The 14,287-nt window shown below is 68.9% G+C and carries 14 protein-coding genes; 6 read left to right on the top strand and 8 right to left on the bottom strand.

Annotation, left to right across the window (positions count from 1 at the left end):
• Positions 1–239 precede the first annotated feature (239 nt).
• Positions 240–1,445 carry a L,D-transpeptidase gene (locus tag FG385_RS23415; protein WP_139098934.1) on the top strand — a complete coding sequence of 402 codons (1,206 nt, stop codon included), beginning with the start codon at positions 240–242 and terminating at the stop codon, positions 1,443–1,445.
• A 4-nt stretch (positions 1,446–1,449) separates the two neighbouring features.
• Here FG385_RS23415 and FG385_RS34030 read toward each other — a convergent pair whose 3' ends face one another.
• A complete protein-coding gene (locus FG385_RS34030; protein ID WP_160148870.1) occupies positions 1,450–1,617 on the bottom strand; it encodes a hypothetical protein in 168 nt (55 codons plus the stop codon).
• A 39-nt stretch (positions 1,618–1,656) separates the two neighbouring features.
• On the opposite strand from FG385_RS34030, the gene FG385_RS23410 reads away from it, so the two are divergent.
• Complete coding sequence (locus FG385_RS23410) at positions 1,657–1,914, top strand: hypothetical protein (RefSeq protein ID WP_139098933.1); 258 nt, start codon at positions 1,657–1,659, stop codon at positions 1,912–1,914.
• Positions 1,915–1,974: 60 nt separating this feature from the next.
• Here the strand turns inward: FG385_RS23410 and FG385_RS23405 are convergent, their stop codons facing one another.
• Positions 1,975–3,330 carry an MFS transporter gene (locus FG385_RS23405; protein ID WP_139098932.1) on the bottom strand — a complete coding sequence of 452 codons (1,356 nt, stop codon included), beginning with the start codon at positions 3,328–3,330 and terminating at the stop codon, positions 1,975–1,977.
• Positions 3,331–3,490: 160 nt separating this feature from the next.
• On the opposite strand from FG385_RS23405, the gene FG385_RS23400 reads away from it, so the two are divergent.
• Positions 3,491–4,057 (top strand): PaaI family thioesterase, encoded by a 567-nt coding sequence (locus tag FG385_RS23400; RefSeq protein ID WP_235022750.1) that lies wholly within the window; start codon positions 3,491–3,493, stop codon positions 4,055–4,057.
• Here the strand turns inward: FG385_RS23400 and FG385_RS23395 are convergent.
• From FG385_RS23395 to FG385_RS23370, 6 genes are all read right to left on the bottom strand, one after another.
• On the bottom strand, positions 4,054–6,414 hold the full coding sequence (locus FG385_RS23395) for a serine/threonine-protein kinase (RefSeq protein ID WP_139098931.1): 2,361 nt from the start codon (positions 6,412–6,414) through the stop codon (positions 4,054–4,056). The two genes, FG385_RS23400 and FG385_RS23395, sit on opposite strands and share 4 nt — an antisense overlap.
• Positions 6,415–6,422: 8 nt before the next feature.
• Positions 6,423–7,379, bottom strand: coding sequence for a glutamate ABC transporter substrate-binding protein (locus FG385_RS23390; protein WP_139098930.1), 957 nt, complete (start codon positions 7,377–7,379; stop codon positions 6,423–6,425).
• The gene (locus FG385_RS23385; protein ID WP_139098929.1) at positions 7,376–8,770 is read right to left on the bottom strand and encodes a hypothetical protein; all 1,395 of its coding nucleotides are present in this window, start codon (positions 8,768–8,770) and stop codon (positions 7,376–7,378) included. Before FG385_RS23385 ends, FG385_RS23390 begins: the two co-directional genes overlap by 4 nt.
• 141 nt (positions 8,771–8,911) lie before the next feature.
• Complete coding sequence (locus tag FG385_RS23380) at positions 8,912–9,115, bottom strand: cold-shock protein (RefSeq protein ID WP_091508143.1); 204 nt, start codon at positions 9,113–9,115, stop codon at positions 8,912–8,914.
• A gap of 160 nt (positions 9,116–9,275) precedes the next feature.
• On the bottom strand, positions 9,276–10,214 hold the full coding sequence (locus tag FG385_RS23375; protein ID WP_139098928.1) for an acyl-CoA desaturase: 939 nt from the start codon (positions 10,212–10,214) through the stop codon (positions 9,276–9,278).
• Positions 10,215–10,332: 118 nt separating this feature from the next.
• Complete coding sequence (locus tag FG385_RS23370) at positions 10,333–11,949, bottom strand: thiamine pyrophosphate-binding protein (RefSeq protein ID WP_139098927.1); 1,617 nt, start codon at positions 11,947–11,949, stop codon at positions 10,333–10,335.
• Between the two features lie 131 nt (positions 11,950–12,080).
• Between FG385_RS23370 and FG385_RS23365 the strand changes: the two genes are divergently transcribed.
• The 3 genes from FG385_RS23365 to FG385_RS23355 all read left to right on the top strand — a co-directional run bounded on the left by FG385_RS23365 (position 12,081) and on the right by FG385_RS23355 (position 14,206).
• Positions 12,081–13,352 carry a hydroxyacid-oxoacid transhydrogenase gene (locus FG385_RS23365; RefSeq protein ID WP_139098926.1) on the top strand — a complete coding sequence of 424 codons (1,272 nt, stop codon included), beginning with the start codon at positions 12,081–12,083 and terminating at the stop codon, positions 13,350–13,352.
• Positions 13,353–13,440: 88 nt separating this feature from the next.
• Positions 13,441–13,806 carry a hypothetical protein gene (locus tag FG385_RS23360; protein WP_139098925.1) on the top strand — a complete coding sequence of 122 codons (366 nt, stop codon included), beginning with the start codon at positions 13,441–13,443 and terminating at the stop codon, positions 13,804–13,806.
• A complete protein-coding gene (locus tag FG385_RS23355) occupies positions 13,799–14,206 on the top strand; it encodes a hypothetical protein (RefSeq protein ID WP_139098924.1) in 408 nt (135 codons plus the stop codon). The genes FG385_RS23360 and FG385_RS23355 overlap by 8 nt, the downstream gene beginning before the upstream one ends.
• Positions 14,207–14,287: the final 81 nt, after the last annotated feature.

Below are 14,287 nucleotides of genomic sequence, written 5' to 3'. Positions count from 1 at the left end.
AACGACGGCCTAGAGGCAGCCTACCGGGATCTGGCGAAATCGAAAGCCCTTCCACACCGGTTCCTCGATGTCACCGGAACGTCGTACGGCGAATGCTGTCCCCGCGGCCGCTCGGCCCGATACGCTGATCATCTGCGCCGATACCCGGGCGAAGGTGCGTGCTGTCACCCGTTCGGGTGTCAACGTGGGGAAGCCACGGAGCGTCTTTCGGGGCAAACGGGGAGAAGGGGCATCCACCGGTGAGCGTACTCAAGACCAGACGTCGCCTGTCAGTCGCAGTGATCACGCTCGGCCTCGCGGCCGCGCTCGGACTCGGCGCCTGCTCGGGCGATCCCACCCCGGCCCCCACCACTACCACCGGCCCTGCTGGCGGCAGCGGCCCCGCGGCGCAGGTCCAGCCGGCCAAGTTCACCACCCGGCCCACGGCCGGGGCCACGGACGTCGCCCCCGGCGACCCGGTCAACGTGTCCGTCGCCAACGGGGTGCTCCAGTCGGTCACCCTCACCAACACCGACGGCAAGCAGGTCTCCGGCCAGCTCACCGCCGACAAGCACGGCTGGATGGTCACCGAACCGCTCGGCTACGGCAAGACCTACACCTGGTCCGGCACCGCGACCGGGATGGACGGCAAGCAGGTACCGCTGACCGGTCAGTTCACCACCGTCACCCCGAAGCGCCAGATCTCCGGCCGGCTCAACGTCGGCGACGAGCAGACCTACGGCATCGCGATCCCGATCGCGCTCACCTTCTCCAGCAAGGTGACCGACAAGGCGGCCGCGGAGAAAGCGCTTTCAGTCGAGACGGCGCCGAAGACCGAGGGCTCCTGGGCCTGGCTGTCCGACACCCAGGTGCACTGGCGTCCCAAGGATTACTTCCAGCCGGGCACCAAGGTCACGGTGAACGCGAAGATCTACGGCGTCAAGATCGGCGACGGGACGTACGGCAAGCAGGACATCTCGTCCTCGTTCACGATCGGCCGCTCGCAGATCGTCAAGGGCGACACCCGCACCCACCGGCTGCAGGTGTTCCGCGACGGGCAGCAGATCGCGGACTACCCGGCCAGCTACGGACTCGACTCCGACCCCGGCCGGGTCACGCACAGCGGCACCCACGTCGTGATGTCGAAGCACTCGACGTACTCGATGAGCAACCCGCGTTACGGCTACACCGACGTGAACGTGCCGTGGGCGGTGCGCATCTCCAACAACGGCGAGTTCATCCACGGGCTGGCCGCCTCGGTATGGGCCCAGGGCAAGAAGAACGTCTCGCACGGCTGCGTCAACCTGTCGCCGGCGCGCGCCAAGGAGTACTACGACGGCGTGCTGATCGGCGACCCGGTGGAGATCACCGGCAGCACCCAGCAGCTGGGCCCGAAGGACGGCGACTTCTCGGACTGGACCTATTCCTGGCAGGACTGGACCAAGCTGTCCGCCCTGAACGCCTGACTTCCTACAACGCGTGGCCGTCGAGGTCTTCCTCGGCGGCCGGCGTGTACTGGATCCGCTCGGTGATCACCTGCTCGTCGAGGAACGCGGGCACCGGGGTCAGTTGCTGGGTCATGTCGTCGAGCAGCCGCGCGGCATCCGCCATGCCGGGGATCTCGTTGCGGTCGGTCATCGCCGCCCTCTCGTAAGTTGCGCTGCCGCCCATCTTGCCGTGGCCGAGATCACGACTCAACGCCAGATTTTCCTGAAATACCCGACAGTCGGTGAACGATGCACATGGTGGAACCACGTGACGGTTCAGCCGATCACCGTTCCGGCGCTCGCCGGACGATATCCGAAGAGGAGGAAGTCCATGGTGTTCACTGTGCTGCTCGTGGAGGGTGGCCTGGCGTTCGGTATTGCGGCGGCGCTGGCGGCGTGGTCGCGACGCCACTTCGCTCCTCGCACCGCCGAGACCTCGGCCGAGTAGGCAAAAGGCAGGGCCGCACCTCCGCTGGAAAGGTGCGGCCCTTTTCGTTGTCTCAGTGCCTCAGCTCGACGCGGCCAACCCCTGCGCCGGTGCGGCCTGGACCTCGATCCGTGCCATCGGTACCCGGGCGGTCTCGGGGATCCGCATGATGGGCACGAGTGCGATCGCGGCGGCGACCATCAGGTAGAAGGCCGGCCAGTCTTCGTTGCCCGTCCCGTGGATCAGCGCGGTGACAACCACCCCGCAGGTACCGCCGAAGATCGACGTCGAGACGTTGTACCCGATCGCGAACGAGCCGTAGCGCACGCGCGTCGGGAACATCGCCGGGAACGTCGAGCCGATCACCGCGAGCATCAGCACCAGCAGGATCGCCACCACGAGGAACCCGATGATGAGCAGCGCGAGGCTCCCGCTCTGCATCAGCTTGATCGACGGGTAGCTCAGCACGATGAACCCGATCGCCGCGGTGAGCAGCAACGGCTTCCGGCCGATCCGGTCCGACAGCGCGCCCAGCGGCGCGATCAGCGCCATCTGCACGATCTCCACCCCGATGATGATCAAGGTGGACGTGTTGTCGTTGATCTTCAACGTGTCCGTGAAGTACGTCGGCATCGTGGTCAGCAGCATGTAGTCCGCGATGTTGAGCAGCAGCACGATCCCGATGAGGTTCAGGATCATCCGCCAGTTGCCGACGAGCGTCTCCTTCAGCGGCGCCTTCTCCGCCTTCTCGCCGGCCTTTTCCAGCCGCTGGAACTCGGGCGTGTCCTCGAGCTTCGTGCGCAGGTAGAGCCCGACGAGACCGATCGGCAGCGCGACGAAGAACGGGATCCGCCAGGCCCAGCTGTCGACCTGCTGGGCGGTGAACGACAGCGTCACCGCGAGCACGACGACGTTGCCCAGCACGTAGCCGGCCAGCGTGCCGAACTCGAGGAAGCTGCCGAAGAACCCTCGACGACGGGTCGGCGCGTACTCCGCGATGAACGTCGCGGCGCCACCGTATTCACCACCGGTGGAGAAGCCCTGGATCAGGCGCAGCAGCAGGATCAGGATCGGCGCGCCGAGACCCGCCGAATAGCCGCCCGCGTAGGTGGGCAGGCAGCCGACCAGGAACGTGCAGCCGGACATCAGCAGGATGGTGATCGCCAGGACCTTCTGGCGGCCAAGCTTGTCACCCAGGGGGCCGAAGAAGGCGCCCCCGAACGGGCGCACCACGAAGCCGATCGCGACCAATGCGAGCGATTTCAGGACGGCGTTGCCTTCACCGGGGAAGAACACGGTGCCGATGCTCGTCGCGATCGCCCCGGAGGTGAACACACCGTAGTCGTACCATTCTGTCGCGTTACCCATCGCCGACGCGATCACTGCCCGTTTGACCGTTCTCTGGTCAACGTCCGCAGCTTGAGCCGCTTCTGTCATGCGCCCGACCTCCTCCTCCAGTTCCGTAACCAGCGGTCAAGGTTGCGACCCTAGTCGGTTACTCGCCATGGATAGTAATTTTCTCGCTACTGGTGTTTCTTGTCTCGTTCAGGACGGGGGTGCTGCCGGTTTTCCGGACAACAGGGGCTAGCTTGGGTGAATGAGCGAGGGAACCCGCAGGTCGGCCCCGTGGCCTCCGGTCGAGACGGAGCAGCCGGTACCGCATCCGGACGCGCCGCCATCCGGCACGAAGCTGCCGATGCACTACGACCAGTGCTTCGGCTGCGGCGAGTTGAACGGCGGGCTGCACATGCGCTCGGCGATGGGCGAGCAGGCGCTCGTGCACTCCCAGTTCACGGTGACCGAGGCGCATCAGGGCGCACCCGGCCTCGCCCACGGCGGACTACTGGCCTGCGCGTTTGACGAGGCGCTCGGCTCGACGGTCGGTAACCTGCTGCGCCGCCCGGCGGTCACCGGCAAGCTCGAGACCGACTTCCTGCGCCCGGTGCCGGTCGGCTCGACGCTGTTCATCACGGCGAAGATCGACGGCGTCGCGGGCCGCAAGCTCTACGCGAGTGCCGAAGGCCGCCTCGACGCCGAGGACGGACCGGTCGCGGTCCGTGCCCGCGCGCTGTTCGTCGAGGTCACGTTCGAGCACTTCACGACGCACGGCGACCCGGATGCGCTGGCGAAGTTCCGGCAGACGCCGGACCAGGTCAACCCCTAAGTCAAAGTCCTCGGGCGGATGGCGTTGGCCCTGTCGACGAGATCGATGCGGTCGCCGGAGGTGTGCGCCAGGCGGGCCAGCGTGCGGTAACAGCGTTCGAGCCCGAACCGGACGTCCCGTTCGGACAACGCGCAACCCAGCACCCTCGTCGGCGAGGTGTGCCCCGGCGCCACGGACTTCACCCATCCGAACGCGGCTTCGAGCACCTCGGCCGACAACGTCGTGTGGCTCTCCGCGTCGAGGCTGAGCCGCTCGAGCCGCGCGCTCGCGTCCGCGAGGTCGCCTTCGGTCACCGAGCCGTCGCCCGTCGTCCGCGTCCTGATCTTGATCGCGGCGATCTGCGCGGCGACGTAGTGCGTCGAGGACGAGGGCACCGTCTCGAGCACCTCGATCGCGCTCGCCCTGGCGCCCTGCGCCAGATACACCCTTGCCAGGCCGAAGGCGGCACTCACGTAGCCGCGGTCCGTTCGCCACACCAGCTCGTACAGGCGCGAAGCCGCGAAGTAGTCTCCGACGCCCTCCGCGCTCACCGCGAGCGCGAGCTTCGGCGCGATTTCGCCGGGAAGGTCGTCGTACACCGCTTCGAAGGCCACCTGCGCGACGCGCTGCCGACCGCCGGCGAGCTCGATCAGCCCGCGGTGCCAGTCGATCCGCCAGTCGTGCGGGTACCCGGCGCGGATGGCGAGGTACTGCGCGGCCTGCAGCTGCCGGTTCGCCTCCGCGAGTTCCCCGAGTTCGATCCGGGCGCGGACGATGCGCAGCCGCACCTCGATCGACTCGCGGGGCGCGCCGGTCAGCGCGTCGATCGCACCCTGCGGATCCAGCGCCGTCGTCGTGGCGAGGACACCGGCGGCCGGGTCACTCGTGTCGACCTGCGGGATCGGGAGCCCCCCGACGACCTCCGCCCCCTTGGGCAGCGGGACCGGCTGTCCCGGCTCGGGCACGACGATGTCCATGCCGAAGGTGTTGGTCTCCGGACCGAACACAGTGGACACACCGGGCCGCGCTTTTCCGGTGCCCAGAGCCATGATCTCTCGCAGCACACCGGCGAGCTGATCCGCCATGTCCTCGGCGGCGATGAACCGGCGGTCCGGGTCGCGGTGTGTCGCGCGCTTGAGGAACCGGTGGTAGGAACCGAAGAGCTTGAGCAGCGGGATGTCGTCCGGGCTGGGCAGCGAGTCCTTGTACTTCGTGGTGTAGCCGTTGAACTCGAAGCTGAGCACGGCGAGCGTGCGGCCGACCGTGTACAGGTCGGAGGCGACGGACGCGCCCTGCGTGGCCAGTTCGGGAGCGCTGTAGCCGGTGGTGAAGAACAGCGGGCTCTCGTAGTCGTCGAGCCGCCGCACCGCACCGAGGTCGATCAGCTTGAGCTGCTCATGGGTCTGGATCACGTTGTCCGGCTTGAGATCGCAGTAGAGCAGGTTCTGGCTGTGCAGGTAGCCCAGCGCAGGCAGGATCTCCAGCCCGTAGGCGATGACCTGGCCGATCGGCAGCGGATCGGGCCGGCCCGCCCTGCGGTAGTGCGCGAGCGCGAGCTGGCGCAGCGACTGCCCGCCCACGTACTCCATCACGATGTAGCCGACCGAATGCCCGGTCTGCCCATCCGGATGCTGGACGAAGTTGTAGATCTTGACGATGTTCGGATGCTCGACCTCGGCAAGGAACCGGGTTTCGTTGACGGCGGCGGCCATCGCGGTCGCGTCGCCGGTGTCGATCAGTCCTTTGAGGACGACCCAGCGGCCGTTGACGTTGTGGTCCTTGGCGAGATAGATCCAGCCGAGCCCGCCGTAGGCGAGCGCGCCGAGCACCTCGTACTGCCCGCCGACGAGGTCGCCGGGGCGAAGCTTCGGCAGGAACGAGTACGGTGTGCCGCAGCTTTCGCACCCGCCCTCGGGCCCGGCTTCACCACGACCGACCTTCGCCGAACAGTTGCCGCAGTAGCGTTTCTCCTCCGACACCACCGGATTCGTCAGCACCGCGGCCGCCGGGTCGCGGTAGGGCACCGGCGGCACTTCGACGAGGCCGAGCCCGAGCCGGCCGCGCCGGGACGTCCGGCGGCCGGTGCGCCGCGAGGTGCCGGGGAACGAGCCCGAACCGGTGCCGGGGCCGGTGCCCGGGCCACTGCCGGAACCGGAGTGGCGGCCACTCGACGTCTCGGGCAGCACGCTTTCCGTGCCCGGATCCGGTAGCACACCCGGTCCGCTCGGCTCGGGCGCCGGCTGCGGCGGGCGGATGCTGGTCGTCGCGGCCGGCGCCGCGAGCACGCTCGTCGCCTGCGGTTCGACCGGGCGGATGTACTGCGTCGCCTCGGCCGGGGACTCGTCGAGGCGGCCGGAGATGGGCTCGTTGTCGGGCATGGGTTTCCTCACCGGTACGAGACGGGCGGCGGGCCGGCGGGCCCGAGCACGGGCGCGACCCACCTGTCGTAGTTCTGCTGCCAGACACCGCCAGTGCGGACGTTCTCGAGTACGGAGTTGACGAACCGCACCATGTCGTCCTCACCCTTCGGGATGCCGACGCCGTAGTCCTCCTCGGTGAACCGCTCGCCGACGACCGCGAGGTTCGGATCCTGCTTGGCCATCCCGGCCAGGATCACGTCGTCCGTGGAGATCGCGTCGACCTGGCCCTGCTGCAGCAGCACCAGGCAGTCGGACCAGTCGTTCACCGACACCGGGATCGGTTTCGACGGCGCGTCCTTGATCGCGGTCAGCGAGGTGGAACTCTTCGCGGCGCAGACCTTCTTGCCGCCCAGCCCGGACAGCCCGGTGATGCCGGAGTTCCGCGGTACGAGTACCCGCTGGCCGGCGAGGTAGTAGGTGGACGAGAAGTCCACATCGTTCAGCCGCGAGCAGGTGATGCTGTAGGTGCGGACCACGATGTCGACCGCGTGCGTGCGCAGCACGTTCTCCCGCTGGGACGACGGGATCGTCATCCACTGCACGTGGCCTTCCCAGCTGCCGAAGATCGCGTCGGCGATCTGCTTGACCATCTCGATGTCGAAACCCTCGAGCTGGCCGTTGGCGGGGTTGAAGAAGCCGAACAGGTACGTGGTCTGGTCGACGCCGGCGATCAGCCTGCCGCGCCGCCGGATATCGGCCATTGTGGACCCGGACGGGATACCGGGGCTGGGCGCGAGGCTGCGGGTGTCACAGTTCGCGCCGGCGGAACCGGCACCGACCTTGTCGGCGCCGCCGACACCCGCCGGCTCCGGCGCGCGCACCGTACCGACCGGCGCCGGGTCGGCCGGGGAGCCCGCGCTGCCGCAACCCGTCACCAGCAGGGCGACCACGACGAGCGCCGTGGCCACACGCGTTCTGATCACCGGTACTCCCTCAGCCGGTCCCGGATCCCCATGGTGACGCCGCCGGCGGCGACCACGGACAGCACCGCGACCCCGGGCGCCAGCAGGGTCAGCGCCGAACCGCCGCTGTTGGTGTCGTCGAGGAAGTTCTGGCGGCCGACGTCGATCGCGGTCACCAGCGCCTGGTCGAGCTTGCCGAACGAAGCCGCCGCACCGTCCGGCGCGCTCGTGTCGACCGCGTCGTGCACCGCGTCGGCGTAGTTGCCGCTGTCGTCCTTCGCACGGATGTCCCTGTGTATCCGCTGCCAGGTGTTCCCGCTGGTCAGCGCGAGGTCGATCTCCTGCGCGGCCTGGCCGGACAGCAGCGACTGCGCCTGCTTGAGCTCGTTGGTGTAGAGCTGGGCGACCTGCTGGTAGTCCTGCTCGTAGCTGCCGCCGTCGCCGCGGGCGACCAGCGTCATCAGCTCGTCGGCGCGGGCCTGGACCGCGGCGGTGCGCGCGCGGACGAGCACGTCGACCGGATGGCTGCCGTCGTCCCGGCCGCCGCCGACCATGACACCCTGGATGATCAGCGCGACCGCACCCCACAGCAGGACGACCACCATCGCGCCGGTCGCGACGACGAGCCCGACGTTCAGCAGCCGGTTAGTCCGCCGGGTCAGGTAGATCTGCGTGGCGACGAGTGCGGCGAGCACGGCTACGAGCAGGATCGCGCTGAACCAAGGGAAGCCGTTGACGTCCTCCTGCTCGGCGCTCAGCCGGCCGGTGTCGATGTTGTACAGGTCCGCGGCGGCGGGCAGGATCACCGTACGCATCAGGTTCGAGGCCTCGCGCAGGTAGGACGCGCCGACCGGGAAGCCCTGGAGGTTGTTCGCGCGGGCGCGCTCGATGATTCCGGTGTAGACGGGCAGGTTCCGGCTGAGGATGTCGACCTTGACCGCGGCGTCCGCGTAGCCCTCCGAATCCGACGCGGCCTTCGCGAGGGCGGCAGCGGCGCGGGCGATGTCGACGTTGTACCGGTCGCGCAGCGCGGGCGGTTCGGCGCCGATCACCAGGAACGCGTTGGCGGAGGTGGCGTCCGCGTCGGTCAGCGCGCGGTAGATCTCCTGCGAGGCGGCCGTCAGCGGCTCGCGATGGTCGATCAGTTCGCCGATCGTGTCCTTCTTACCCTGCACCGCGAAGGTGCCGACGACGCCGAAGACGAGTGCCAGCACGACGAGCCCGACCCCCATCGCGGTGAGCCGGCCCGGACTTCGGCGCAGCGAACGGCTCAAGCCGCGCCACGCCGTGACCGGCAGCTCCATCAGACCGGCGAAACCGCTGCGCCCGGCCTCGTCGCCGCCTGGTTCGGACGCGGAAGGATCCGGCACGGGCCCGCTCGGCGCCCCCGGCCGCACCGCGGTACTCGTCATGAATTTCCACCCCTCGGCGTTCACGTACCGGGATGAAGGTATCCGAGAGGGCGGGGGCCCCGCCATCGAGTCCGGCCGATTGACGGACGAACGAGCCCCCGTCTCGGGTTCGAGACGGGGGCTCGTTTCGAAACTCGGAACTCAGATGACGCTGACCGAGGTGGCCTGCGGACCCTTCTGGCCCTGGCCGATCTCGAACTCCACTCGCGCGTTCTCTTCCAGGCTACGGAAGCCGTTGCCCTGGATCTCCGAGTAGTGCACGAAGACGTCGCCGCCACCGTTGTCGGGGGTGATGAAGCCGAACCCCTTCTCGGAGTTGAACCACTTCACAGTGCCCTGAACCATAAAAACAATCTCCATATACAGCAAAGCAAGCGGAGCACCGCTGCGGTGCTCCGGGTCACGCGAGGCGGCTTGCTCTCCCGACTGGGAAACCACTACGCCCGCGAAGTCTTGCGAGCGTGGGTTAACACGAACACAAAAGCTTGAGACCACGATCAGTGAATCACACCTGAGCGCCCAATGCCAACCGGTTCAGCCGCCGCTCGGTCGGCCAGCGCACCTGCCAGGCCCAGCCGAGCTTCTCGAAGATCCAGATCAGCCGCGCCGTGATGTCGATCTGACCGCGCCGGACACCGTGGCGCGCGCAGGTCGGGTCGGCGTGGTGCAGGTTGTGCCAGGACTCGCCGAAGGAGAACACCGCGAGCGGCCAGAAGTTCGCGGCCTTGTCCCGGCTGGCGAACGGCCGCTCGCCGATCATGTGACAGATCGAGTTGACCGACCAGGTCACGTGGTGCAGCAGCGCCACCCGGACGAACCCCGCCCAGAACAGCGCGGTCACCCCACCCCAGACCGACCAGGTGAGCAGTCCACCCGTGATCGCCGGCAGCAGGAAGGTCGCGGCCACCCAGACCGCGAACAGCCGGTCGACGCCGCGGATGTCGCGGTCGGCGAGCAGGTCCGGTGCGAACCGCTCCGCGTTGGTCATCTCGCGCTCGAAGAGCCAGCCCATATGCGCATGCCAGAAACCCTTGGCCAGCGCACGCGCGCCGGTGCCGAACAGCCATGGCGAATGCGGGTCGCCCGCGCGGTCGGAGAACGCGTGGTGGCGCCGGTGATCGGCGACCCAGGTGGTCACCGGCCCCTGCGCGGACAGCTGTCCGGCGATGGCCAGCGCGATCCGCAGCGGGCGGTGTGCCTTGAACGAGCCGTGCGTGAAATGCCGGTGGTACCCGGCGGTGACGCCGAGCCCGGACACGACGTAGAAGAAGGCACCGAGCGCGATGTCGAGCCAGCTCAACCCCCAGCCCCAGGCGAACGGCACCGCCACGGCGAGCGCGACCAGCGGCAGCAGGACGAACACCTTCACCAGCACGTGTTCGGGCAGCGAACGAGTACCCGAAATGATCGGTTTCGGTTGACGGACAGGGGTCTCGGTGACCATAAAGGAGTACCAATTTTCAGAATCTGGGAAATAGCAAGGAAATTCAGACCCTACGCGAGGGCGCGCGGAAAGGCGAGGATCGGCTTGATCGACCACACACCGATCCCACAACGGCGGGTTAGGACGAACGGTCCGCCCGGAACAGTGCGCTGAGCCGGAGGTCGGGATCGATCACGTCCGGATCGGTGCGGACGTCGATCACGCTCGGCCGCTGGTGCCGCAGCGCCCGGCCGACCGTCGGTTCCAGCTGCTCCGGCGATTCGACGGTGTAGCCGACCGCCCCGAACGCCCGCGCCCACGAAGCGAAGTCGAGCGTGCCCATGGCCACTCCGGACAGCCGCCCGTGCGTGCGCGCCTGGTGCATCGCGACGTCGCCGTTCAGCCCGTTCTGGCTGACGACCACGATGATCGGCGCGTGGCACCGGACCGCGGTCTCCAGCTCCTGACCGCTGGTCATCAGGCTGCCGTCGCCGACCATCGCGACGACCGTGCGCGTCGGCGCGGCGAGTTTCGCGGCGACGGCGGCCGGCACCGCGTAGCCGACGACGCGATCAGCCGGGCCGAGCTGGGTCCGGGGTTCGGTGAAGCACCAGTAGCGATGCACGAAGCTCGCGAAGTTGCTGGTGTCGCTGACCACGATGGTGTCCTCGGGGACCACCTTGCGCACGGCGCGCACCACCTCGGCCGGATGCACCAGCACGTTCTCGCGCGTGTCGGGCGGGGTCATGAACGTATGCGTCGCGGCGTTGGCCGCCGAGCTGCGCCGCGTGCGCGGGATCGCGATCCCGGCGAGTTCGCGCAGGAACGGCGCGACCTCGGTTTCGATGCGGAAGGTCAGGCCGCGGCGGCGGGTCGGGACCAGCCCGGTGCCGATCATGACGAGCGTCTGGCTCGGCGACGGGTAGCGGTAGTTCTGCGTGGTGACCTCGTCGAGCCGCGCGCCGATCGCGAGGACGAGGTCCGCGCGGTCGAGCGCGTCGAGCTGCCGGGCGGGGATCCCCAACCCGAGATGCCCGGCGTAGCGGGCGTGGTTCTCCGGGAAGGCGTCCTGGCGGCGGAAGGCGTTGTAGACCGAGAGCCCGAGCTGATCGGCCACGGCGATCAGCTCCTCGCGCGCCGGGCGGACCCCGCTGCCCGCGATCACGACGGGGTAGCGGGCGTCGGCGAGCAGGGCGGCCACCTCGTCCGCGGACCGCAGCAGCGCGCCGGTGCGGTCGGGTCGTGGTTCCGGCTGGGGCACGGCGCCGTCGCAGGGCGCGACCCAGAAATCGTCGGGCACGGTGAGCACGGCCGGGCCGCGGCGGCCCCGCTGGACCTCGCCGAGCGCCTCGGCCAGCAGTTCCGGGACCTCGGCGGGGACCTCGGCGCGCCCGATCCACTTCGCGAACGGGCGGAACAGGTCGGCGGGGTCCGGCCCGTCGGCTTCGTCGCCGGTGAGGTTCACCGACGGCCGGTCGGCCAGCAGCACGATCAGCGGGGTCTCGTCCTGCAACGCGGTCTGCACCCCGGACAGCAGGTTCAGCATGCCGGGACCCCGCATGCCCAGCAGCAGGGCCGGCCGGTCGCGCAGCTTGCCCTCGGCCTCGGCCATGAACGCGGCTCCGGCTTCGTGACGGGCGGTGACCAGCGTCAGCAGGCCTTCGAAATGGCACACGTCGAGCAGTTCGAGGAACGAGTCACCGGCGACGGTGTACGCGCGGTGCACCCCGGCATCGCTCATTACCCGGACCGCCATCCGCGCTACGGTCCATCCCTGCTGATACGTGATGGATCAAGGTAAGCAACGTCCACTAGCCCGGTCAAGTGAAGGCGTGGTATCGGAAGTGGGAGCCGATCACCTCTGAGTAGCACGCCTATCGTCGAGATATGGCGACTGAGACCGTCTTCACCTATGGCGCGCCCGCGCTCAAGTACGGGGCTGGCGCGTGCGAGGAGATCGGATACGACCTGATCCAGGCCGATGCCCGGCGGGTGCTGGTGCTCACCGATCCGGCCGTCGCGGCGACCGGCTGGCCGGAGCGGATCGCCCGGGGGCTCGTGGGCTACGGCCTGCAGGCGGAGATCTTCGACGGCGTGCACGTCGAGCCGACGGACGTGAGCATGGCGAAGGCCGTGGACCACGCGCGTGGCACCGGGCCGTGGGACGCGTTCGTCGCCGTGGGCGGCGGGTCCACAATCGACACCGCGAAGGCGGTGAACCTGCTGACCAGCAACGAAGGCGAGTTGATGGACTACGTCAACCCGCCGGTCGGGGGTGGCCGCGCGCCGGGCAAGCCGCTCAAACCGCTGGTCGCGGTGCCGACCACGACCGGCACCGGATCCGAGAGCACGACGGTCTGCGTGCTGGACGTGCTGTCACTGAAGGTGAAGACCGGCATCAGCCACCTGCGCCTGCGCCCGACGCTCGCGGTCGTCGACCCGCGCCTGACCGTGAGCCAGCCCGCCGGGGTGACCGCGGCCAGCGGGATGGACATCCTCTGCCACGCCGCGGAGAGCTACACGTCCAAGGCGTACACCGACTTCGAGCGCAAGAAGCCTGCGGAGCGGGTGCCGTACTGCGGCGCGAACCCGATCTCCGACATGTTCGCCGAGCGCGCGCTCGTGCTGCTGCGCGACTCGCTGCCGGCCGCCGTCGAGAACGGCGAGGACGTGCACGCGCGGGAGAATCTGGCGCTCGCCGCGACCTTCGCGGGCCTCGGCTTCGGTAACGCGGGGGTGCACATCCCGCATGCCAACGCGTATCCGATCGCGGGGCAGGTCCGCGAGTTCGTGCCCGAGGGCTACCCACCCGGAGAAGCCCTCGTCCCGCACGGTATGGCCGTTTCGCTGACCGCGCCCGAGGCGTTCCGGTTCACCTTCGCGGCCGCACCGGAACGGCATCTGCGGGTCGCGCAGTTGCTGGCGCCGGATGCCGAACGTCCCGCCGACGACGCCGACCACCTGCCGAACGTGCTCCGGCGGCTGATGAACCGGATCGGGATCCCGAACGGGATCGGTGCGGTCGGCTACTCGGAGTCCGATGTGGACGGACTGGTCGAGGGCACGCTCAAGCAGCAGCGACTGCTCGCCACCGCGCCGCGCACCCCCTCGGCGGACGATCTCGCCGGGATCATGCGACGTTCGGTTTCCCTCTGGTGAGCGGCTCGCGCAGAGGCAGGCGATGTCGACGCCGGTCGCCGGGGAAGCTGCGTGAACCGCGGGAAGACGTGCGGGCTAGTCTCGACGAGTGATTCCGGGTTTCACGGTGGTCGTGGCGGTGGCCTCGCTCATCGTCGCGGCGTGGAGCTTCCTGCTCGCCGCGCGCAACCGGGAACCGCGGCGCGTGCTGCTGAGCGGGCTCGCGCTCGTCGAGGTGCTGCTCGTCGCGCAACTGGTGATCGGGGTCGTGCTGCTGATCGCCGGCGGGCGGCCGGGCAATCTCGTGACGTTCCTGGCCTACCTGATCAGCTCGCTGGTCATCATCCCGGCCGGGGCCGGGTGGGCGCTGGCCGAACGCAGCCGGTCGAGCACCGTGATCCTGGGCGTCGCGTGCGTCGCGATCCCGGTGATGGAACTGCGGCTGCACGAGATCTGGGGAGGCGCGAGTGCCTGAACGGAAGAACACCGCCACCGGGCCGGGCCGTGTACTCGTCGCCGTGTACGCGATCTTCGCGCTGGCGGCGACGGCGCGCGCCGCGGTGCAGATCGCGACCAAGTTCCACGAAGCTCCGCTGGCCTACGTCCTATCCGCGGTCGCCGGGGTGATCTACATCGTCGCGACGGTGGCGCTCGGGCGCCGGGGCTCGACGTCGTGGCGGGTGGCGCTCGTGTGCCTGTCCATCGAACTGCTCGGTGTGCTGACCGTGGGCACCCTGAGCGTCGTCGACAGCGAGGCGTTTCCCGACGCGACCGTCTGGTCCGGGTACGGCGAGGGGTACTTCTTCATCCCGCTGGTACTGCCGGTGATCGGCCTGCTGTGGCTCCGGCGCACGGCCCGCGTGGCGCAGGATTAACCTCAATGCCGCGTAGTTAGGGCTTGCGAGTTGATGTCAAGTGGGTCTGTGTGGCGCCTGCGTGTCTGACAATGAGACAGC

The organism is Amycolatopsis alkalitolerans (genome assembly GCF_006152065.1).
Lineage (GTDB): Bacteria > Actinomycetota > Actinomycetes > Mycobacteriales > Pseudonocardiaceae > Amycolatopsis_E > Amycolatopsis_E alkalitolerans.
Note: the sequence above shows the minus strand (reverse complement) of the source record. Positions and strands in the feature narration are given on the sequence as shown.

Excerpts from the sequence above, each read along its gene's own strand:
- FG385_RS23370 (WP_139098927.1), bottom strand. The coding sequence starts at position 11,949 with ATGGCGGTCCGGGTAATGAGCGATGCCGGGGTGCACCGCGCGTACACC.
- FG385_RS23385 (WP_139098929.1), bottom strand. The coding sequence starts at position 8,770 with ATGACGAGTACCGCGGTGCGGCCGGGGGCGCCGAGCGGGCCCGTGCCG.
- FG385_RS23375 (WP_139098928.1), bottom strand. The coding sequence starts at position 10,214 with ATGGTCACCGAGACCCCTGTCCGTCAACCGAAACCGATCATTTCGGGT.
- FG385_RS23365 (WP_139098926.1), top strand. The coding sequence starts at position 12,081 with ATGGCGACTGAGACCGTCTTCACCTATGGCGCGCCCGCGCTCAAGTAC.
- FG385_RS34030 (WP_160148870.1), bottom strand. The coding sequence starts at position 1,617 with ATGACCGACCGCAACGAGATCCCCGGCATGGCGGATGCCGCGCGGCTG.
- FG385_RS23380 (WP_091508143.1), bottom strand. The coding sequence starts at position 9,115 with ATGGTTCAGGGCACTGTGAAGTGGTTCAACTCCGAGAAGGGGTTCGGC.
- FG385_RS23405 (WP_139098932.1), bottom strand. The coding sequence starts at position 3,330 with ATGACAGAAGCGGCTCAAGCTGCGGACGTTGACCAGAGAACGGTCAAA.
- FG385_RS23400 (WP_235022750.1), top strand. The coding sequence starts at position 3,491 with ATGAGCGAGGGAACCCGCAGGTCGGCCCCGTGGCCTCCGGTCGAGACG.
- FG385_RS23395 (WP_139098931.1), bottom strand. The coding sequence starts at position 6,414 with ATGCCCGACAACGAGCCCATCTCCGGCCGCCTCGACGAGTCCCCGGCC.